Genomic DNA, 19,347 nt, shown 5'->3' on the forward strand with positions numbered 1-19,347 from the left:
GGTTACTGATCCTCCCTTTTGAATTTTTCCCACACTTCGTTCATATCCGTATCCAGATTCTCATCAAGGGGTTTAACGTTGCAGAGCAAGCATTTGAAGGGTGCTCCGAAACCTAATTTGCCGGTGTGGAAATTCGGCACCAGGTTATTGATATTGGAACGGAAAGTACCGTACAGATTCGGTTCCGATCCTTCTTCTTCCGGGAACCACCAGCCATGCTGGGCATGAATGGTCTGTTCATCCACGACTTCCGATACTTTGGCTTTGAGTTTGGCAGAGCCGAACTGATTCCAAACCTCGCACCACTGTCTGTTGGCAATGCCGAGGCGCTTGGCTGTCTTCGGGTTAATTTCCAGCAGCGGGTCCGGGTTCAGTTCACGGCAATAAGGGACCTGGCGGTTTTCCGAATGGAAGAAGGCAAAAGTGCGGGCTCCGGTGGTCAGAACGAAGGGGTATTGCGCCAACAATTCGGGGGTATTCACCGGGCTGTACTGGGGCTCCTCATAATAGGGCAGCGGATCTTCCCCAAATTGCTCAAAAACCGTGGAATAGAGTTCCACCTTCCCGGTGGGGGTGTTGAAGCCGGGAGAGTGATCCATGCGCAGATCGCCGGTTTCGTACTTGTAGTATTTCACATCGCGCTGAATCGTGACTTCTTTTTTGGCTTCTTCAAATCTCAGTTTACGGCTCAGACGCAGATGATCGATGAAATCATGATAATCCTGATATTCTTCAAACATATGGGGGTTAAGGCGTTTGCCCACTTTGAAGCAGGCTTCAATATCCGAGAGAGCTTCTCCGGTGGTAAAGGCCTGGTTCATAAAGTTGGTGGTCACCGGGGAGCCGCTGTAGTGGGTGAAGGAAACACCGTCTTCCTCAGCTGCGGCGGCCAGAGGCAGAAAGACCTCGCAGGTGGCCTCGGCGGAAGGGGTCATGAAGCAGTCGATGGTAAAGCAGAAATCCAGGGTCTTCACCAGGGCGTCATGCCAGCGCTTGGGTTCAGCCGAAGTGCAGGACATCAGATTGTTGCCGGCATAGAATCCGAACTTGATGGGATAGGGCTTGCCGGTTTCACAGGTTTCCAGCATCATATCGGCATGGGCGTTGAGGATGGTGTTGCAGTAGACCGGGTATTTATCCAGCCCAATCATCTTGTCCATAAGCTCTTTGCCAACACCTTCTTCAATACCAAAACCCACCTCATTCAGGCCGAAATTGATGTCGGCCAGGATCTGGCCGCCGGGCACATCCACGTTGCCGGTAATGGCCATCAGGGCTACAATACATTGTCCGGCCTGCATCCCATTGGCCTTCTGATCGATAGCCAGTCCCCACTGCATGGCTGCGGGTGTAGCGGCGGCATACATGCGGGCCGCCTCCACGATCTTAGCGGCGGGAATGCCTGTGATCTCCGCGGCTTTTTCCACCGGCATCTCTTTCACCCGTTCCCTCAGCTCTTCAAAGCCATAACACCAGTACTTCACAAAATCATGGTCATAGAGATCTTCAGAAATAATCACATTCAGCATGGCCATTCCCAGGGCGGCATCGGTGCCGGAACGGAGGCGCAGATGAACATCCGCCCTGCTGGCCAGCCAGTTGACCCGGGGATCCACCACGATCAAGCGGGTACCCCGCTTCATCAAATCCACCACTGCATGTCCGAAGAAGCCGTCGCCGTTGGATTCCAGAGGAGCCTTGCCCCAGAGGACCAAAACTTCCGGCACCTGATATTCCGGATCATCATAGCGCCCCGGCAGACCGCCGGCATAATCAATCTCCGGATAAGTTACGCCCAGCATATAGGCCGTTCCGGCCAGGCGCGGAACATAGCAGGCATAGCCGGATTGGGTGTAAGTGTAGTTGGGGGTGCCCAGCATCATGGAGCCATAAGGATTGAGAGTACCGCCCTCCCGTCCGGTGCCGGCAAAGAGAATAATGCTTTCACGGCCATACTTGGCGGTGATCTCCCGGTAGTTCTTTTCGATAATGTCGATAGCCTCGTCCCAGGTACAGCGTTCCCATTTATCCGCCTGCCCCCGGTATTGGCGTTCCCGTTTCATGGGGTAGGTGATGCGGCTTTTGTTGTAAACATAGTCTTTCAGGCTGATGCAGCGGACGCAAAGGCGTCCCTGGGTGACCGGGTGGTTTTCATCCCCCTCCACCCGTACAAGTTTGTTGTCCTTGGTGTAAAGCTTCAGCCCGCAGCCCACGGGATGGCAGCCCGGCGGGGACCAGACGGCGGTCCGGGTGACGGTCAGCCCGTCCTCCTCGTAGCGCCACGGTTTACCAAGGTCGTTGACGGCGGCAAGGGTATCCAATTTTACCGTGCTCATGATTCATGTACCTCCTAATTTCATTTAAAAAAACAACTCTGTAATCACGACTCTGCCAGCAGATTCTTCCGCTGGGATCAAGGTCAAAGCTTAGTCCCTTACTTTTTGCCGAAGGGCTTGCCCAGGGGCAGAAGGCTTTTTCCCGCGGCCCCGTTAAGAAGCAGGGCAATTCCGGCATAAAAAAGCCAGAGGCCGATAACCAGCATACAACAGCCGCCCACAAGCCCCAGTACGGAGTTAATCCCCAGGCTGGCCAGCGCCATCAGCAGAAAGCCCACCGCGGCAACCCAAACGCAGATGGCCTGGATTTTGCTTTGCCCCAGGCCGGAGAGAAAACCGGCGGCCAAAAGAACGACAAAAGCGCACAGCAGGGGGAGGGCGTCGGTCAACCCGGCGTCAGCCCCATAGGTTGGGGGCATGTCTTTCCCATACAGGATAAACAGCAGGGCGATGATCCCCTTAACCGCCCCCTGGCCCATTAATACAATTCCTAAGAGCCCGTTAACCGTACCTCCGACAAAGTCGCCCAAGCGAAACTGAATGAACACGATGACAAAGATGACAGGTATAGCGGTCAGCAGCCAGGGTAAGAGGACAATCCCTGTGGCCGGACCTGTGATACCCGTAAAAAAACCCCACTGGGAAAGCAAAAGCAGTCCGATACAGATATTGCCTAATGCAGAAGGGTCGGCCCAGCTTTTGACCGTGTCTTGCCTATGTTCCATACATAATTACCTCCTGTACATTTGCCTGCCTATGGACGGGATTAGAACTAATTGTCAGGCTGTTTCTTTAAGGGTTCTCCGCAGTGCTTGCATTCTTTTTCATTAGGTGGATTAACTTTTTGACATTTAGGGCAGATGACCGGTTTACCAACGGCCGGCGGTCTAAAGCACATTCCCGCTTCCTCCTTTCTCTCATTACCTCATTACTCTTTACCTCTTACCTGCGCAGACACTATATTTTGCAAAAACCGTGCCAGCCTCTGAAACCGGCTGTTTAAGCCGCTTTCTGTGGTATCTCTTCGGCAAAATCACCTGAATGGGATAGATAAGGGGGAGTTTAGCAATAAACCCCGTTATTTTGAGAAAAAATCCGGCAAATTACTATTTTGAAACAGCAGCAGAGCAGCATGCTTTCACAGAATATGATCAGTGCTTTGACAGTAAACACCCCTGCTTCATACTTCATAGGCCATATGCCAAATTTTTTGATTATTGACATTTATTCAAGTACTATACTATAATTCAAATCAAGAACCATTGAGTTTTTTAAAAACTCAATGGTTCTCAAAATAAAAGGCAAGGATGTTAAGTCATGGATAGCAAAAGGAAACTCATTCTTGAAACGGCTGCCAAATTCTTTTCCAGCAATGGATTCCACGCGACCTCCGTCCAGGATATCGCTAAAGATTGCAATGTCTCAAAAGCCTCAATCTATCAGCTTTTTGATTCCAAAGAGGATATTTTATTGCAGCTGCTTCAGTATAAACGTGATCAAATCATTCAGGGAGCAGCTTTATCCGCTGCCTTCGATAGCCTGGCTCCTCAAGAACAGCTGATCGAAAAAATAGTCATGGAATTTGAAGGATTCCATCAAGACAGCGACTTTATGTCCATCCTTATGCACAGCGATCAGAGTATCCGGAACCATCAGGTTAAACATCTGATCGATGAAACACAGTGGATCATGCTGCACTGGCATAAAGAGTCCTTAAGCGCAGCCTATGGTCCTAAGACAGACGCTTACCTATGGGAGCTGAGCTTAACCTTTCAGGGAATCGTCAAGGAGTTTTTTGCTTTCCTTGAAAACAGAAAAGAAATCAGGCCGGACTATCGAAGCATTGCTTCGTTTATTGCCGGTACTATGGATGCCATCATTGAGCATGGAAATTATCAGGATGCCGTACTGCCTGAGGACATTATCCTGGAACTCAATAACACCGCCCCAGCAGCCGGCCCATCACTTATTGAGGAATGGGAAAAAGCAACAGCCGATTTAAAACGGATGATCGAAGCAACGATCCCCCAGCCTGGCAGAAAGGATTTAATCGCTACAATTTCACTAATTGATGAAGAAAAGCGCCAGGATGAACCAAGGGGCTTTCTTATCGAGGCCTTATTCGTTTATTTGACAAAGCATCCGGAACTGAAAGAAAGTGCCCTGCACTTAGAGCAGATTTTTCTCAGGCAGCTTAAAATTAAGGGGGAAGCAAGGGATGGATACCGTTGAAAGCCAACCTAAAGCAAAAGAAAAAATCAATGCTAATTTGGTGGTCGGGGTGCTGCTGATTGGATCCTTTGTGGCACTTCTTAATCAAACCCTATTGGTGACTGCTTTGCCGCATATTATGGCCGATCTGCATGTCGATACCAATAAAGCCCAATGGCTGACCACCGCGTTTTTGTTGGTCAATGGAATTATGATACCAACGACAGCCTTTTTAAGGAAAGATTCACAACCCGCCGTCTTTATCTGGCTTCGATGCTGCTGTTTACCCTCGGGACCCTTCTGGCAGCGCTGGCTCCCAATTTTGCCGTTCTGCTCACCGGACGGATTATCCAGTCCGCAGGCGCCGGGATTATGATGCCCCTGATGCAAACGATCATGCTGATTATCTTTCCGGTCAGTAAACGGGGGGCGGCCATGGGGATGGTAGGGCTGGTTATCTCCTTCGCCCCGGCCATCGGTCCTACTTTAGGCGGTTGGCTCGTGGACCATTACAGCTGGCGCTCTTTATTCTATCTGGTCCTGCCGATCAGTGTCCTGACGATAATCATTGCCTATTACAGCTTGAAAAATGTTATGGAAGTCAGCAATCCCCGTGTGGATGTCCTCTCCATCCTCTTGTCCTCCCTGGGATTCGGCGGCCTTCTTTATGGTTTCAGTATGGTCGGTGCTGCCGGTTGGGGAAGCTTAAGCGTCACCCTTTCGATTCTGGTCGGTGCTGTCACTCTGGCAGCCTTCATCTGGCGTCAATTGCTGATAGCCAAGCCTCTGCTGGAATTCAGAGTCTTTACCCGGCCTCTTTTTACCTTGTCAACAATTCTCTCCATGATTCTCTTTATTGGCATGATCGGCGGAGAGACGATTCTGACGCTGTACATTCAAAATGTCCGCGGAGACTCCGCCCTTTCTTCGGGCCTGCTGCTTCTCCCCGGAGCAATTGTCATGGGCCTGATGAGCCCGATTTCGGGGATGATGTATGATAAATTTGGTGCCAGGAGCTTATCCATCATTGGCTTTCTTATTTTCTCCCTAGGAAATATTCCCTTTTTCTTATTGGCCCCCTCCACTTCTCTCACTTTTCTTGCCGTACTTTATTCCATTCGGATGCTGGGGATGTCCATGACCATGATGCCCTTAATGACTGCCTCTATGAATATCCTGCCTCACCACCTGCTGGCCCATGGTACCGCCATGAGCAATACCATGCGGCAAGTGGCAGGGGCAATCGGTACGGCTATGCTCATCTCGATTATGAGTACCGCAACCGTTTCATCCTCCGCCCAAACCCCGGTTCTGGCCATGGTGGATGGAGTGAATAAGGCCTTCCTGGCTTCTTTTGTTCTTGGACTCCTCGGGATCATCCTCTCCTTCTTAATCAAGGAACAACGCTCAAAGCAGCCGGCAGCATGAATGATCATTATGCGTAAAGGGAGTATTGCCAAACTACTTTATTTAAGTAGTCAGCGATACTCCCCTTTTAGAATATCCTTCATTCTTTTCGGCAGCTGCACTGGCCATATACCCATACTGGTATCAGGCCGTTTTATCTCCATTATCTTCCTTAATCACAGCATGCTCCAACAGATATTGAAATGCTTTTTCTGCTTTAAGATCATGCTCTACTTTAGTGACAAGAGGCCCCAGCTTTTGTCCGGCATTCTCCGGTGACATATTAATGCTGAGGGCAAATTTCTCACAACCTTGGTTAAGCTCTTCTTCGCTGACGGTATAGCCTTTTTCTTTGATGATCTTATCCAGAATATAATCTGCTTTCAGAGAATTCTCGGCATCTTCCCAAACTTCTCTTTTAAAGTCCCCGCTTTTTTTATTCATCAGCTGGAGATAAAGATCCAAGGTTCCCCCTTCAGCCTCCAACTGGCCGGAGAATTGTTCCAGCATGCTCATGGCCCGCTGCATGATCAGTGACTCCGGGATCTTGACCTGACATCGCTTGAAGAGCTCACTCAAAATGGCATTATTGCGCTGCATTTGTACTCGCTGTGCTGCAGCTTGCTCCAGGTTTTTCTTAATTTCAGTGCGGAATTCTTCCATTGTGCTCACATTGCCCACCTTTTGAGCAAAGGCGTCATCCAAGGGCAGCATCTCAATTCTCTCCACCTTTTTCACTGTGACTTTAAAACAGGCCGTCTTGCCCGCAATCTGAGGCTGCAGATGATCTTGGGGAAAAACTTGTTTGATCGTAAGGATATCGCCCTTATGGGCACCCTTAAGTTGGCTCTCGAAGCCCATAGTATCCGAACTGTCCTCAATCAGGGCCTTGTAATCCACGACCGGTTCAAATTTTGTACCATCCAATTCACAATCATAGTCTACGGTAACTGTGTCTCCCTTTTCAGCCGGTGCCATCTCTTTATCCGTAATCTTTTTATTCTTGTACTGAAGATCCTTTAAAACCTTGTCGATATCGGTTTCCTTTACTTTTCTGGCCTTCGGAATGGTAACCTCTATTCCTTCGAGCTGTCCCAGGGTCACTTCCGGTACGACAGGCACACTGGCTTTTACACTTAACTTTTGCCCTTTTTCGATCTCTCCCACTTCAATATCCGGGTCACCCATCGTGTTGAGAGCCAGACCCTCGACTGCTTTCTTATATTCAGCGGCCATGATCAAGTCCAGGGCTTCCTGGTAAAAGACTGTGGGGCCATAGTGGGATTCGATGACGGAACGGGGGATATTTCCTTTACGGAATCCTGCAACCTGATAGTTCTTCTTGTTCTTCCTATAGGTCTCCTCCAGAGCCTCCTCAAAGACTTTGTAGTCAATCGTAAACCGGAAGTGGGCTTCACTGTTCTCAATGTTTTCTAATACGGCATTCATTGGCTCATACTCCTTTACACCCTTATGATCGGATCTATTATGCTTCAATCAGTTCAGTCATAGATTTACTTTAAATCAGCTGATAAGGGCAGGTTCCGGAACCCATCCTGACCCATTCCTTGTAAGCCCATTCATTTTCTTTCAAGAGGGTGCGGCCCACGCCGACAAAATCGGCAATACCGCCGGCGATCATTTCATTGGCTTTATTCCCTGTTTTAATGCCGCCCGTAACCATAACCGGAATAGTGACCTGAGGCTTGATCGCTTCACCCATATAGGCAAAGAAGCCCTCTTCCCCATGGCGGAGATAACCGGAAATGCCCCCGGAGAGATCCAAACAATCCACTCCCGCTGCCTCTAAAGCCTGTGCCGCGAGGGCGCTTTCTTGGACAGTATTGCCGCCGGGAAGACGGTCATCTGCTCCCAGGCGATAAAATACCGGCATATTTTTGCCGACGGCACGCCTCACACTTTTGACCACTTCAAGGGGGAAAGTCAGGCGCCGTTCCAGTGAGCCTCCATACTCATCGTGACGGATATTGGTGAGAGGGGAGTAAAACTGGTTGACTAAATAGCCATGGGCACCGTGAATTTCCACGAAATCAAAGCCGGCCTTTTGGGCGCGGCGGGCTGCCCGGGCAAAATCGGCAATAATTCCTTTGATGCCTTCCTGATCCAGCTTCCTGGGCAGGACCCGGCCGTTTTTTCGATCTCCCTCTCCGAATCGTGTCAGATATTGGGATTGGATACTGGAAGGACCGCAAATATTGCCCATGGACCTTGCTCCCCCATGGCTGATTTGAATTCCCACAACCGCTCCCTGCTTATGGATTTCAGCGGCCAGATGCTCCAGGCCTGAAATCAAGTCATCCCTGTGAATTCCTAACTGGCAGGGATGAGCTTTCCCTTCAGAGTGAACATAAGCATGCTCAACAATAATCATGCCCACACCCCGGGTGCGCATCCGATAGTGTTCGATTAATTTATGAGTTATGGCTCCCTGCTCTGTGGCAATATCCAGAGCCATTGGGGGCATAACGATGCGGTTTTTTATTTCTAAATCTTTAATCCGGATCGGCTCAAATAATGGCAGCATAACCATCACCCCCTAATCTTTTCGATCAATTATCGTTTAAGCCGGCTTTTTGTCCGGCGGTAAAGCCACCGATTCAATGCCCAACTGATTTAAAATCCCAATGGTTCTGTGGGGCACCATGATTAAATCGTCATAGCGGGCGGCATGTTCCATGACCCGCAGCATCGGGATCTGACTGGCCAAATCCACAGGGATATCCACATCGGGAACTTCTTCCACATAGGCCAAGGGAAGATTTTCCCGGATGGCTTTGCTAGCCAGCATATCCAGGGCGGTGACTCCATTCATATTGTAGAAAACAGAATGAAAATCGAAATCCGTCGTACAGGTCAGCCCCACTAAGGAAAAACCGCCTTCCTGACAGGCTCCTTCGACCAGAGCGGCACCAATCTCCATCCCGTCTTGATCCTTGACCTTCCTGAGGGCAACCTTATACCCTGCTTCGCTGTGACTCAAAACCTCAAGCTTTTTCAACGCATCTTTAAGAATATGGGGCTGGAGGGTAGGCAAATCCCCGCCACTGATCAAAACCGCATCGGCCAGGCGCTCCGGGGCCCCGGACTTAAGAATATAATCTGTAGCATATTGCATGCAATCATCAAAGCTCCCCCCCTGATCGGGAAAGACTCCGGCAATTCTCTCCGGGCGCTTGACCTGAGCCAGAAGGGTATCCAGGTAAGGGCGATCCCCATCCATGTTATAGCAAATCCAAAAATCAGCTTCTTCCACGGAAAGGCATACATCCATCACATCCAGCACACAGGCCTCATAGAATTGCGTGGCCTCCTCGTAGGTAAGAATACCTCCCCGGGCTTCTGTCAAACGGGTCTTGCAGTCCCCTACCCGCGGTACTTTCGTAAATACTAAGATTGCTTTTTTCATTTTCGCTCTCCTCCACTATAAATCATCGGCCTTGGCCCACAAGTATTCCGTTCGGGACATTCCTCACACTGATCCCGATACCATTCCGGGATCTCCGCTAAGGTACATGCTTGAAAGCCCATCTTTTGATAGAAACCCAGAGCATAGCCTCTGGCCAAAGTTGACACAGTATAATCCCTGTTTTTTTCTTGTTCAGAAAACGCATATCGGCAGCATTCCCAGGGATTCTCCAAGATCTTCCCTAAGAGCAGCTTGCCGGCACCCTGGGATCGCTTCCCATTCTTGACCCCGATAACCTCCAGAAAAAACCTGCCCTCATCGAACTCCGCGATCTTGGCCACGGCGGTTATCTCCTCCTGCTCTTGAACGATGAGCAGCTCTTCAACATCTCCGGGGATGCCCATGCCATAGGCATCTAAAATTGCCATCACTTGCTGTTCATTTTGCCCTTGGGCAAAGGCAATGGTTGCAGCCATGGAGCCAGGCCTCCTTCCTTGCTATATTCAGTTATATTTTTCTATATTTAGTTATATCTTGTTACATCTTTCACACCTTGACAACCCTGCAGGGAATACCATTATAAGTCCAGGTCCCGACCAAGGGATCCGAAGCATCGAAATCCCCGCTGGTGAGCAGATTGGCGTTGGCAAGCCAGATTCCCCCCAGCTCCGGTTCCGACGCCTTCATCTCCGGATACCACCAGCCATACTCCACGCTCACTGCATAATCGCACATGGGGACAAACCGAGTCCGGAAACGGGCTTTCCCTCTTTCTGTCTCTACATCCACCAGAGCACCTTCCTCAAAGCCCAGTTTCCGTCCCGTTTCCGGACTCATTTCCACAATCGGTTCCGGATGCATCCGCCGCAATCGCTCCAGCTGATGGTAGCTGGAAGCATAGTAAGGCTGGAAGCGGGCCCCGCTCATGAGCATCAGGGGAAACTCGGCGTTTCCTTGGGAAAGAGAGCGGGGGCTGGGCAGGGGATCTGCCCCCATATCTTGCAGCAGTTCACTATAGATCTCCACCTTCCCGCTTACCGTGGCAAATCCCCGCGAATTCCCCTGCTCATCACGCTCCCTGTATTTCCGATACTCATTATCCTGATAATAAAGTCCGGTACAGGAAAAATCATCCCAGGTATAGCCGAGGGGGGATAAACTGTATTCCAGAGCTTCACGATAGGCTTCCCAGGGCCATGCCTCTTCCTGGCCCAGTCTCAGTCCTAATTCCCTCCAGAAATCATAGTCCGGGCGGCGTTCATAATAAGGCTCGACGGCCTGGTCTCCTCCATAAGCAATATTGGCCACCCCGGCCTTGGTCTCCAGAAGGGGCCGCTCCAGCACCCCGGCGCTGGGCAGCACATAATCCGCCAGCATGGAGGTGGGGGTTTGAAACAGCTCTAAAACGACCAAAAGATCCAGGCTTTTTAAGGCCTTGTAGACCAGTTGAGTGTCGGCTTGAGTCAAGAGCGGGTTGGAGGCCATCACGATCATGGACCGGATGGGATAAGGTTCTCCTGTCAGCATAGCCTTCCAGACGCGATGGGGATGGGCAGAAGTTAAATAGCGCATGGGCAAGCGCTTCCCGTGCTTCATGGTCTGCTCCCGGACTTTGGCATAGCCTTGATAAGACTGGAGCAGGAGCTTCTCTTGGGAAACCGGTTGAGGAGATGTTGCAGCATAGGGTTCACTGAGTTCCAACTCCAACTCCGGAATAAAATCAGGCATCTCACTCAAATGGGAAGCTCCAGGCCTATCCAAATTGCCGGTGATGGCCCTTAAGATGGCCAAAGCACGATGGGTGGGAAAACTGTTTAAACCCAGTTGATCGATTCCTCTGCCGCTGTACAGGCAAGCCGGAGTATTCTTTCCATAGAGGCGGGCGGCCTTGATCACATCCTCCCCTTTCACACCCGTAACTTCTTCCACATAAGCGGGAGTATAAGGAGTGAGGTGGTCACATAAACGCTCAAAGCCGTGACACCAGTTTTGCACAAACTCTTCATCATAGAGTTTCTCTTCAACAATCACCTGCAAAAGCCCTAAAGCCAGTACCGCATCTGTCCCCGGACGCACCGGCAGCCACAGCTGAGCTTCCTGTGCCGTCCCAGTTAAACGGGGATCCACCACAATTAAGGGTTTGCCCCGTCGTTTAAATTCTTTAACGGTATGCCAGAACAAGGAGTTATCCGACTGGGAGGGGTTAACCCCCCAGAGAATAGCGCATTCCGTCCCCTCCGGGTCCAGCTCCATATCCACAGGCCAGCCATAGGTCAGGGTATTGGCCCAGATGCCGGGGTTCCAGCAGATTTGACCAATGCCCATATTGTTGGGACTGCCAAAAAGAGCCAAAAACCGGTGCAGAGGCCAAAAGGTGGTGTGGGGCCCGCCGATACTGGTGGCCAAGACCTCCGGGCCAAACTCTTCCTTAAGATCGGCAAGCTTAGCGGCTATTTCGTCCAGGGCCTGTTCCCAGGATATCCTTTCCCAGCGGCCGCTGCCTCTTTCCCCAACCCGCTTAAGGGGATAGTTGATTCTTTGGGGATGATCCATCACTTCGGTAATTAAGGGCCAACGTTTGCAGCCCCGCATGATCCCGGCATTATTGGGATAGCGTGAAGGGTCCGGCTGCACCTTGCGGACTTTGCCACCCTCCACCGTGGCCAGGAGTCCGCATTGGTAGCCGCAGAAGCGGCAGTTGGTCGGAACGACTTTTCTTTCACTCATACGCCTTCACCTTGATGCTTTCTGATTATCTTGATGTTTTCTGATTTCGGATAGCTTTTCGCCATTGATATTGGTCAATTGATAGCCGCAAAAAGGAGTCAGCCCACCGGATTTGCCGGCAACGATCATGCTGCATTCCCGCAGTTTTTTTAAATCCATCGTGCGGGCATCAATATAGTTTTCGATGAGGATGGTCAAACCCGGCTCAAGATCCGGATAGTTCGTCAAAGCAATATCGGCAAAAACCGACCCTTGGGGACTCTGGGGATTAATGGCCTCCCTGTATTCCTGGGGAGTAAGCCGTCGCGAAAGTGAGGCGATTTTACCCTGATCCTCCACCAGGTAAGCGGAGCTGGAACATAAGGGATTGGAACATCCCAAGGGCCAGAAATCATAGGGTTCGAGGATACCCTCACTCTGTTCAGCCAGCATAAAGATCACATCTCCCATAGTCAGGCGCTTGGACAAGGGCACATCGAACCGCCCGGAACCAAAGGCCGGCTGGTAAGCAATTCCCACAATCACATCCCTGTTGGCCAGGGCAAACTCAAGCACTTCCCCCATCTGCTCTTCATTGATTCCTTCAATCACCGTCATGGCCAAAACCACTTGTACCCCCGCCTCACGGCAGTTGGCAATGGCTTTAAGCTTGGTGGGCAATAAATTCTCACCCCGTATTTGCTCATAGACCTCCCTTGTCAACCCGTCAAATTGGAGATAGATGCCGCTGACTCCTGCCTCAGCAAGTTTCTGCAGATAATCCGGGTTCCGTCCGATCACTACCCCGTTGGTATTCACTTCAATAGCCTGAAAACCAATCTCCCGGCCTAAACGGATAATATCGGCCAAATCCTCACGGGTGGTGGGTTCTCCCCCCGTCAGCTGGATACTGGTATCAGGGTTGGTGTGTCTAAGAATATAACGGTACTTTTCAGCAAGTGCCTCTAAACTCGGATTGGGATCGGGATGAAAATCATTGGCTGCCATAAAACAGACCGGGCAGCGCAGGTTGCACCCTTCCGTTACCTCAATCTCCACTAAGGTGGGCTGGCGCAGATGAGCTCCGCACAACCCGCAGTCGCTGGGGCACCCATCCCGGACCGCCACAGGCGAATGAGGAGGCAGCGCCGGCAGGTTAAACTGCTGCATCCATTGATAATGATTGACATCCGGCCATAAATAAGCGGTAAAATAGCCGTGTTCGGAGCAATTCTTCTCCATATAAACCGCCTGATCATGAACGGCAATCCGGGCCTGGACAACGTTCAGACAGAGGGGACAAACGCTTTGTGTCTGCGCTAATGTCATCCCTTCTTCCCATTGCTGCTTCATAGATTTCTTCCTCCATTTTGCAAATCAAGTTATTTTCATCACTTAAGCTGTTAAAGTTGCCTCTGCATGGGAACGATGTTTCCGCAGCAGTTATCTGCTGCGGAAACAAGTACAACCGCCCTTTAAATCTGTTTTGTCCAAACCTTTTGTAAGAAAGCTTCATCACCATGGGGAAGTCTTGAACGATATTTTTCTTCACCGGGCAGCCAGGTGCGATCCTGGCCGGCATAGACCACCAGATTGCGCATGATTGCCCCGCCAAGGATTGCCAGGATCCCAGCCGCTCCTGTGGAAAATTCATTAGGAATGAGGAACAGCACCAAAGGCACCACCGTGCCCAGGAACATAAACCCGACCCGGAAAGGATTGGCAAAGTTCCCGCTGGTCCAGCGCTTAACAGCAGCCAACTCGCGATCTGTGGTTCCCGAACTCTTGATCCATAGATAGCCGATCCATAGGACCAATTGGAAAGCACAAAGCCCCGCCGCTAATGCCGGGAAAGCGCTATAAACCACAGGGGCTGCTTCACTGATCCAACCGCATACCACATAGGCTGCAAAGCCCGTCAATAAGGAAGAGGTTAAAAAGAGCACCATCATGCCCGGCCCATTCCAGAAAGGACGGGATTTGTGCCGTGCCAGGAGTGCCCCCGGATAGGCAGCAACTACAAAACCGGTGAAAATACATACAATGGCCAGGATTTTACGGAATCCGACCAGGCCGAACCAAGGGAAAACCTCCAGCCAGGATGTACCCAGAAAAAGGCCGGCGACAATAGCAATGGACATATTCCATGCCCCAAAGGTTAAGATGGCTTTAGGGTTCATAAATACCCGTAAAGCCTGGAACGGTCTCCCTAATTCCAGGACTAACAACCCGGCTCCCATAGCGATGAATACTGCTCCGGCCAGAATTCCCACAGTAGAAAGATTGCTGCCTGTGAATAATTCGGCGATCCCTGCAAAGAGCAGCATGGCAGCCCCCATGCCGGCAAAAAAGAAGTCCACGGCTAACATCCAGCCCCATGTTTCATGTTTTTGGCTCATTTCTATCCCTCCCATCAATACAGATAATAGACAAAGGGTTCAGTCCCCAGTTCTTCCAACAAGCGTCCAGCCGTCTTGGTTTTGTTGACCAGTTTGAAGACTTCGCTGTCCTGATCCTCGATATCGCCAAAAATCCGGGCTTTTTGATGACAGGTTTGCACACACCAGGGCACTTTGCCTTGAGCAACCCGGTCATCTTTACAAAAATCACATTTCTGGACGGTTCCTTTTTGCGCATTGGACAAACGGGCACCATAAGGGCAGGCCATAACACAGGCTTTGCACCCGACGCATTTGTTTTCTTCCACCCAGACGATACCGTCTTCACGCTGCTGGGATGCCCCGGTGGGGCAGGCATCCACACAGGGAGAATTACCACAATGCATACATAATGAGGGAATATGGACCATCCTCACGTGAGGAAATTTTCCCACCGGCCCATGGGTCATGACCGGATTATAAATCATATCGATGGGCAGTTCGTTATTGACCCGGCAAGCCACTGTGCAGGACTGACAGCCCGTACATTTCCGGGTATCGATAACCATCGCATAACGTGCCATGTTATTTGCCCTCCCTTCTGTCTGAGCTTTCTACCTTATAGACCTTGCACAACAAACCGCGGTTGGCCCAGCTGCCGCTCAAGGGATCACAATCTTCATCTGCCGTACTGGTAAGAACGTTGGTGTTGGATTCCAGACAACCGCCCAATTCCGGATTGCGCAGATCTCTTTCCGGATACCACCAGCCCCGTTCCGTGAAGACTGTGCCGGGCCTGATGCCTTCGGTTAAGCTGGCTTTTTGCTTAATGCGGCCCCGCCGGGTCTCCACCCACACCCAGTCCCCTTCCTGGATGCCATACTCGGCAGCAGTATCAGGATTGATTTCCATATGGGGTTCATGGCGAATAAAGCGCAGCTCCTTAATATTGAAGTGTTCCGAATGATGAAAAGGCATCACGCCTGCCCCTGTGGTTAAGACTAAGGGATACTCTTTAGCAAGTTCCGGATGATCCACCTCATTTTCAACGGGAGCTATATAGGGTGGCAGGGGGGGATACCCTAATTCCTCCAACACACTGGAGTAGATCTCCACTTTACCTGAGGGGGTGCCGAATCCGCCTTTTTCTTTGTATTTAAAATACTCCCGTTCCGGGAAGTGGAAGCGGTAAAATTCCACGAATTCATCATAACTCTCCACACCATAGCCCAGATCTTTAATCCGGTAGAAATAAGCATCCTCAAGGGTTTCCCAAGGCCAATGCTCTTTTTGCCCCAAGCGGATACCCAGGTCACGCCAGAATTCAAAGTCGCTGTGCCGCTCATACATGGGCTGAATGGCTCGTTGTGAACACATCAAGAAATCCGAACAGCCATAAGTGGAGGTAATCGTCGGCCGCTCAAAGGATCCCGCCATGGGCAGCACATAATCGGAAAGCATGGCGGTGGGGGTTAACCAATAGTCGCAGGTCACCATAAAATCCACCGCCTTCAAGGCTGCCAGGACCTTTTGGCTTTCACCGTAGGAATTGACCGGATTAGTTGCCGAAACCAGCAAGGCCTTCACCGGATAAGGTTCCCCGGTCAGGATGGCGTTAAAGACTGTAGGGGGATGGGCCTCGCACATCCATTCTGCGGTAGGTGCCTTGCCCCAATACTTTTTGGCTATTTCGGCGATGCGGCCGTATCCGGGCCAGGTCACCAGTTTGAATTTATCTGCGCCCAATTGCTTGGCCCGTTGCTCTTCCGTTAAGAACTCATTGAGCTCCATTTCTTCGTCAGTCACAAATTCGAGACTGGGGCCGGTCAGCAGATCGGCTCCGGGGCAGTCCAGGTTGCCGGTAATGGCTCTTAAGATGGCCCGGGCATGCTGAGTTGCACCGGCAGGTTTGCCGATTTGGTCAAGAGCTGTACCCCACTGGATATTGCCGGGTTTGTTCATGGCATACATCCGCGCCCCTTCCCGGATAAGATCGGCGCTGACTCCGGTCAAAGGTTCAGCCCACTCAGGAGTAAATTCTTCTACATGAGCAGTCAATTCGTCAAAGCCCACACAATGTTCATAGACAAAATCATAATCAGCTAAACCTTCATAGATAATGACATTGATCCAGGCCAAAGCTAAAGCCAGGTCTGAGCCGGGACGTACGGGAATCCAGAGGTCCGCTTTAGAGGCTGTTTCCGTAAAGCGTGGATCGATCACAATAATTTTCAGCCCGTTGGCTTTAAGGCCGCTGACACCGCTCATTTCAGGCAAAGTGGAGGCTCCGGGATTCTGTCCCCACAAAACTATACATCGGCTGCTTCCCAGGTCAATTTCAAAGGGACTCCAGCCATAAACGGCTGTTTCGACCATAAAGGTGGGAATCCAGCACAGATGTGAGTTGTGGAAACCGTTAGGGCTGCCGAAAAGATTCATAAAGCGCCGCCGTGCCCAGTCATCGGTACGGGAGGTTCCACCGGCTGTGGCCACAGCCTCTGCTCCATAGTCCCGGCGAATTTCCGCCAGCCTGGTGCCGATTTCATCGATAGCCTGCTCCCAGGTGATTCTTTCCCATTCCCCTGAACCCCGTTCCCCCTTGCGTTTCAAGGGGAAATTAACCCTGGCTTCATGATCCAGATGGATGAGATTGACATTGCCGCGGCAACACAAGCCACCCGTATTGGTTGGGTACTCCGTGTCTCCTTCGAAATGAAGGATTTTGCCGTCTTTGACATAAACCAAGCAGCCGCAGTTCTGGTGACAGAAATAGCAGCAGGCTTTTTTGACTTCCACACCTTCTTGTTCCAAATCAATTTTCGTGCTCATTTTTTCCCTCCATTGTTCAGTAATGCGATCGTAAATTTAATAATAAGGCCCCTATTGAAATACAATGCAATTTTCATGCCAAGCTTACAAGCGCTACAAAGGGCCTAAAATCAAGGCCTTAGTTCGTAGTATCTTAGGTCACTCTTTCATTTTGAAAAAATCAGTTTCTTTTTAGGAATTTTCCTTGCAAGTGAAAACTGCTTCCGGCTGGAAGCAGTTTGTAAAGACAGCCGGCGGCTTAGCTGCCGGCCTTTAAAACATTTTCTTCTTGAATTTGATCAATACTCTTGCCTTTGGTCTCATTTCTAATCAACAGGAAGGCCGCCAGTAAACCGAAGATCAAGGGCACGATATAGAAAAGAAAGGCGCTTGAGTAACCCAGATTTAAACCGATAATTATACCGGCGACAATAGGCGCCAGGGCTCCGCCCAGCCGGCCAAAGGCTTGACACCAGGATACCCCGGTGTTGCGGATATCTGTGGGATATCCCTCCGCCATCAGCGGTTGAACTGCTGTAATCGAGTAGTTAATCGCAAAGCCAAGGAAAATATTAGCCGCTAAGATAGCCCAAAAACTACTGCCCACGAAGGCCATGATTAAAATTGCCACAATTCCTAATCCATAACTGCCGATCAGATTTTTTCTGCGGCCAATGACTTCGGCCACAAAACCTGTTGAACAGTTAGCAATGACCGCAGCGGCATTTTGTGCGATGGATAGTCCATAGGCAGAAGACAGCTGCAAACCTTTTTCTAACATTAAAGAGGGCAGCCAGGCATTGATACCATAGACCGTAAAGCAACCACAGAAATAGGTAATCCAAACACCTGCTGTTGTCAGGCGATAGGTTTTGGAGAAAAGGGCCTTCGGTCCGACAACTTTGGATTTAGGGGGTACCACCAGGGCGTTGGGGTCCCAATGGGTAACTTTACCCGTGGCGACCTTTTCAATTTCCTGAAGTCTCTTGACAGCATCTTCTTTTCTCCCTTTGTTGGCTAACCAATAGACGGACTCCTTCATTTTGAAGTGCAGGAAGATGGAGTAGATGAAGGGAAAACCGCCTACCAGATAGCACCATCTCCAGCCTACCCGGGGAACCAGATAGGTAGCGACCAGGCCTGCTAAAACCCAGCCGACAATCATCCAGGCCATCCCAAAGGTAATAAAAAGGGCGCGGCGGTTCGTAGGAGTGGATTCAGAGAAGATCGTTGTGACGACTGGAATGCAGGCTCCCAAGCCAAGGCCGGCCAGCACCCGGAATAAAGCATAGAAGCCAAAGCTTGGTGCAAAGAAAATCGGAATGTTCAGCAAGGAATAGATAGCAATGGCATAGACTAAGGTTCTTTTCCGCCCTATCTTATCTGAGACAATACCGGATATGGCACCGCCAATAATTAAGCCAAACAGGCTCCATGAAGATAAGCTGCCTTTTTCCACAGCGCTTAATCCCCATTCCGCAGAAATCTGCGGCATAGTGTAGGACACGATCATATAGTCATAACCATCAAAGACCATAGCCAATCCCAAGAAGAAGAAGATAGACCATGTAAACTTATTGACCCCAAAAGAATCCATGACTTCGGAAATGCTGAAATTTTTCATTTTCAGTAAATTCTCCCTTCACATCGCGCCTTAGTTCCTGTACCTGCCGAAGCTTGTCCTTCAGCACATGATAAATTTTTCACATTCATTAGCGATCGGATGTGTTTCCGATGTGTTTCATAGATTAGCATCAACCCAGACCCACTTTCACTAAAGCCAAGCCTCAGAAGGCAGTATAGAGCGGTTACCACCGTACTCTATACTACCTTTGTGAATCAAGGATTGCAACCAGTTTACCTTGCATAGGCTTCTCTTACTTCTCGGTATCTGCTTCACCCTCAGGTTTTTCCTCAGGTTTTGCTTCCACCTGAGTTAAATCGGCTTTGCATTTAGGGCATTTTTTTTGCTTAACTCCGCCTACCACTGGAACCTTCATTCCACAATTGGGACACTCAATAGGTCTTGATGCTGATGCCGGTCTAAAACACATAGTAAACTACCTCCTAAATT

General features: G+C 50.3%; 17 protein-coding genes. 3 read left to right on the plus strand and 14 right to left on the minus strand.

The window, feature by feature from the left end:
- Positions 1–2 precede the first annotated feature (2 nt).
- From BUA14_RS04415 to BUA14_RS28405, 3 genes are all read right to left on the minus strand, one after another.
- On the minus strand, positions 3–2,336 hold the full coding sequence (locus tag BUA14_RS04415; RefSeq protein WP_072771458.1) for a molybdopterin-dependent oxidoreductase: 2,334 nt from the start codon (positions 2,334–2,336) through the stop codon (positions 3–5).
- A gap of 98 nt (positions 2,337–2,434) precedes the next feature.
- The gene (locus BUA14_RS04420) at positions 2,435–3,061 is read right to left on the minus strand and encodes a hypothetical protein (protein ID WP_072771459.1); all 627 of its coding nucleotides are present in this window, start codon (positions 3,059–3,061) and stop codon (positions 2,435–2,437) included.
- 47 nt (positions 3,062–3,108) lie between these two features.
- Entirely contained in the window at positions 3,109–3,234 is a 126-nt protein-coding gene (locus BUA14_RS28405; RefSeq protein ID WP_242869922.1) for a zinc-ribbon domain-containing protein, read from the minus strand.
- A 419-nt stretch (positions 3,235–3,653) separates the two neighbouring features.
- On the opposite strand from BUA14_RS28405, the gene BUA14_RS04425 reads away from it, so the two are divergent.
- Genes BUA14_RS04425 through BUA14_RS04430 form a run of 3 tightly spaced genes read left to right on the plus strand, consistent with a single transcriptional unit; the run spans position 3,654 to position 5,975 of the window.
- Complete coding sequence (locus BUA14_RS04425) at positions 3,654–4,568, plus strand: TetR/AcrR family transcriptional regulator (RefSeq protein WP_072771460.1); 915 nt, start codon at positions 3,654–3,656, stop codon at positions 4,566–4,568.
- A complete protein-coding gene (locus BUA14_RS28410; protein WP_242954545.1) occupies positions 4,555–4,923 on the plus strand; it encodes a hypothetical protein in 369 nt (122 codons plus the stop codon). Before BUA14_RS04425 ends, BUA14_RS28410 begins: the two co-directional genes overlap by 14 nt.
- Complete coding sequence (locus BUA14_RS04430) at positions 4,821–5,975, plus strand: DHA2 family efflux MFS transporter permease subunit (protein WP_242954546.1); 1,155 nt, start codon at positions 4,821–4,823, stop codon at positions 5,973–5,975. Before BUA14_RS28410 ends, BUA14_RS04430 begins: the two co-directional genes overlap by 103 nt.
- A 123-nt stretch (positions 5,976–6,098) precedes the next feature.
- On the opposite strand, the gene tig is transcribed toward BUA14_RS04430, so the two are convergent.
- The 11 genes from tig to BUA14_RS27810 all read right to left on the minus strand — a co-directional run bounded on the left by tig (position 6,099) and on the right by BUA14_RS27810 (position 19,327).
- Positions 6,099–7,403, minus strand: coding sequence for a trigger factor (tig, locus tag BUA14_RS04435; RefSeq protein WP_072771461.1), 1,305 nt, complete (start codon positions 7,401–7,403; stop codon positions 6,099–6,101).
- A gap of 70 nt (positions 7,404–7,473) precedes the next feature.
- Positions 7,474–8,499, minus strand: a complete 1,026-nt coding sequence (locus BUA14_RS04440; protein WP_072771462.1) for an NADH:flavin oxidoreductase — start codon at positions 8,497–8,499, stop codon at positions 7,474–7,476.
- Positions 8,500–8,535: 36 nt separating this feature from the next.
- Positions 8,536–9,381 carry a TIGR04282 family arsenosugar biosynthesis glycosyltransferase gene (locus tag BUA14_RS04445; RefSeq protein WP_072771463.1) on the minus strand — a complete coding sequence of 282 codons (846 nt, stop codon included), beginning with the start codon at positions 9,379–9,381 and terminating at the stop codon, positions 8,536–8,538.
- Complete coding sequence (locus BUA14_RS04450; RefSeq protein ID WP_072771464.1) at positions 9,378–9,857, minus strand: GNAT family N-acetyltransferase; 480 nt, start codon at positions 9,855–9,857, stop codon at positions 9,378–9,380. Before BUA14_RS04450 ends, BUA14_RS04445 begins: the two co-directional genes overlap by 4 nt.
- A gap of 70 nt (positions 9,858–9,927) precedes the next feature.
- The gene (locus BUA14_RS04455) at positions 9,928–12,108 is read right to left on the minus strand and encodes a molybdopterin-dependent oxidoreductase (RefSeq protein ID WP_072771465.1); all 2,181 of its coding nucleotides are present in this window, start codon (positions 12,106–12,108) and stop codon (positions 9,928–9,930) included.
- Between the two features lie 6 nt (positions 12,109–12,114).
- Positions 12,115–13,440 (minus strand): radical SAM protein, encoded by a 1,326-nt coding sequence (locus tag BUA14_RS04460; protein WP_072771466.1) that lies wholly within the window; start codon positions 13,438–13,440, stop codon positions 12,115–12,117.
- A gap of 122 nt (positions 13,441–13,562) precedes the next feature.
- The gene (nrfD, locus tag BUA14_RS04465) at positions 13,563–14,486 is read right to left on the minus strand and encodes an NrfD/PsrC family molybdoenzyme membrane anchor subunit (protein ID WP_242954547.1); all 924 of its coding nucleotides are present in this window, start codon (positions 14,484–14,486) and stop codon (positions 13,563–13,565) included.
- A gap of 14 nt (positions 14,487–14,500) precedes the next feature.
- Entirely contained in the window at positions 14,501–15,049 is a 549-nt protein-coding gene (locus tag BUA14_RS04470) for a 4Fe-4S dicluster domain-containing protein (protein WP_072771468.1), read from the minus strand.
- Between the two features lies 1 nt (position 15,050).
- Positions 15,051–17,294, minus strand: coding sequence for a molybdopterin-dependent oxidoreductase (locus tag BUA14_RS04475; RefSeq protein WP_072771469.1), 2,244 nt, complete (start codon positions 17,292–17,294; stop codon positions 15,051–15,053).
- A gap of 238 nt (positions 17,295–17,532) precedes the next feature.
- Entirely contained in the window at positions 17,533–18,897 is a 1,365-nt protein-coding gene (locus tag BUA14_RS04480) for an MFS transporter (RefSeq protein ID WP_072771470.1), read from the minus strand.
- Positions 18,898–19,150: 253 nt separating this feature from the next.
- Positions 19,151–19,327, minus strand: coding sequence for a hypothetical protein (locus BUA14_RS27810; RefSeq protein ID WP_178371628.1), 177 nt, complete (start codon positions 19,325–19,327; stop codon positions 19,151–19,153).
- Between the last annotated feature and the right edge of the window lie 20 nt (positions 19,328–19,347).

Origin of the sequence: Desulfitobacterium chlororespirans DSM 11544 (genome assembly GCF_900143285.1) — a bacterium.
In the GTDB taxonomy this organism is placed as follows: Bacteria; Bacillota; Desulfitobacteriia; order Desulfitobacteriales; family Desulfitobacteriaceae; genus Desulfitobacterium; species Desulfitobacterium chlororespirans.

What these genes read in the sequence shown, in the direction of transcription:
- BUA14_RS04480 (WP_072771470.1), bottom strand. Translation starts at nt 18,897, where the DNA reads ATGAAAAATTTCAGCATTTCCGAAGTCATGGATTCTTTTGGGGTCAAT.
- BUA14_RS28405 (WP_242869922.1), bottom strand. Translation starts at nt 3,234, where the DNA reads ATGTGCTTTAGACCGCCGGCCGTTGGTAAACCGGTCATCTGCCCTAAA.
- tig (WP_072771461.1), bottom strand. Translation starts at nt 7,403, where the DNA reads ATGAATGCCGTATTAGAAAACATTGAGAACAGTGAAGCCCACTTCCGG.
- BUA14_RS27810 (WP_178371628.1), bottom strand. Translation starts at nt 19,327, where the DNA reads ATGTGTTTTAGACCGGCATCAGCATCAAGACCTATTGAGTGTCCCAAT.
- BUA14_RS04450 (WP_072771464.1), bottom strand. Translation starts at nt 9,857, where the DNA reads ATGGCTGCAACCATTGCCTTTGCCCAAGGGCAAAATGAACAGCAAGTG.
- nrfD (WP_242954547.1), bottom strand. Translation starts at nt 14,486, where the DNA reads ATGAGCCAAAAACATGAAACATGGGGCTGGATGTTAGCCGTGGACTTC.
- BUA14_RS04425 (WP_072771460.1), top strand. Translation starts at nt 3,654, where the DNA reads ATGGATAGCAAAAGGAAACTCATTCTTGAAACGGCTGCCAAATTCTTT.
- BUA14_RS04440 (WP_072771462.1), bottom strand. Translation starts at nt 8,499, where the DNA reads ATGCTGCCATTATTTGAGCCGATCCGGATTAAAGATTTAGAAATAAAA.
- BUA14_RS04430 (WP_242954546.1), top strand. Translation starts at nt 4,821, where the DNA reads ATGCTGCTGTTTACCCTCGGGACCCTTCTGGCAGCGCTGGCTCCCAAT.
- BUA14_RS04470 (WP_072771468.1), bottom strand. Translation starts at nt 15,049, where the DNA reads ATGGCACGTTATGCGATGGTTATCGATACCCGGAAATGTACGGGCTGT.
- BUA14_RS28410 (WP_242954545.1), top strand. Translation starts at nt 4,555, where the DNA reads ATGGATACCGTTGAAAGCCAACCTAAAGCAAAAGAAAAAATCAATGCT.
- BUA14_RS04415 (WP_072771458.1), bottom strand. Translation starts at nt 2,336, where the DNA reads ATGAGCACGGTAAAATTGGATACCCTTGCCGCCGTCAACGACCTTGGT.
- BUA14_RS04420 (WP_072771459.1), bottom strand. Translation starts at nt 3,061, where the DNA reads ATGGAACATAGGCAAGACACGGTCAAAAGCTGGGCCGACCCTTCTGCA.
- BUA14_RS04460 (WP_072771466.1), bottom strand. Translation starts at nt 13,440, where the DNA reads ATGAAGCAGCAATGGGAAGAAGGGATGACATTAGCGCAGACACAAAGC.
- BUA14_RS04475 (WP_072771469.1), bottom strand. Translation starts at nt 17,294, where the DNA reads ATGAGCACGAAAATTGATTTGGAACAAGAAGGTGTGGAAGTCAAAAAA.
- BUA14_RS04455 (WP_072771465.1), bottom strand. Translation starts at nt 12,108, where the DNA reads ATGAGTGAAAGAAAAGTCGTTCCGACCAACTGCCGCTTCTGCGGCTAC.
- BUA14_RS04445 (WP_072771463.1), bottom strand. Translation starts at nt 9,381, where the DNA reads ATGAAAAAAGCAATCTTAGTATTTACGAAAGTACCGCGGGTAGGGGAC.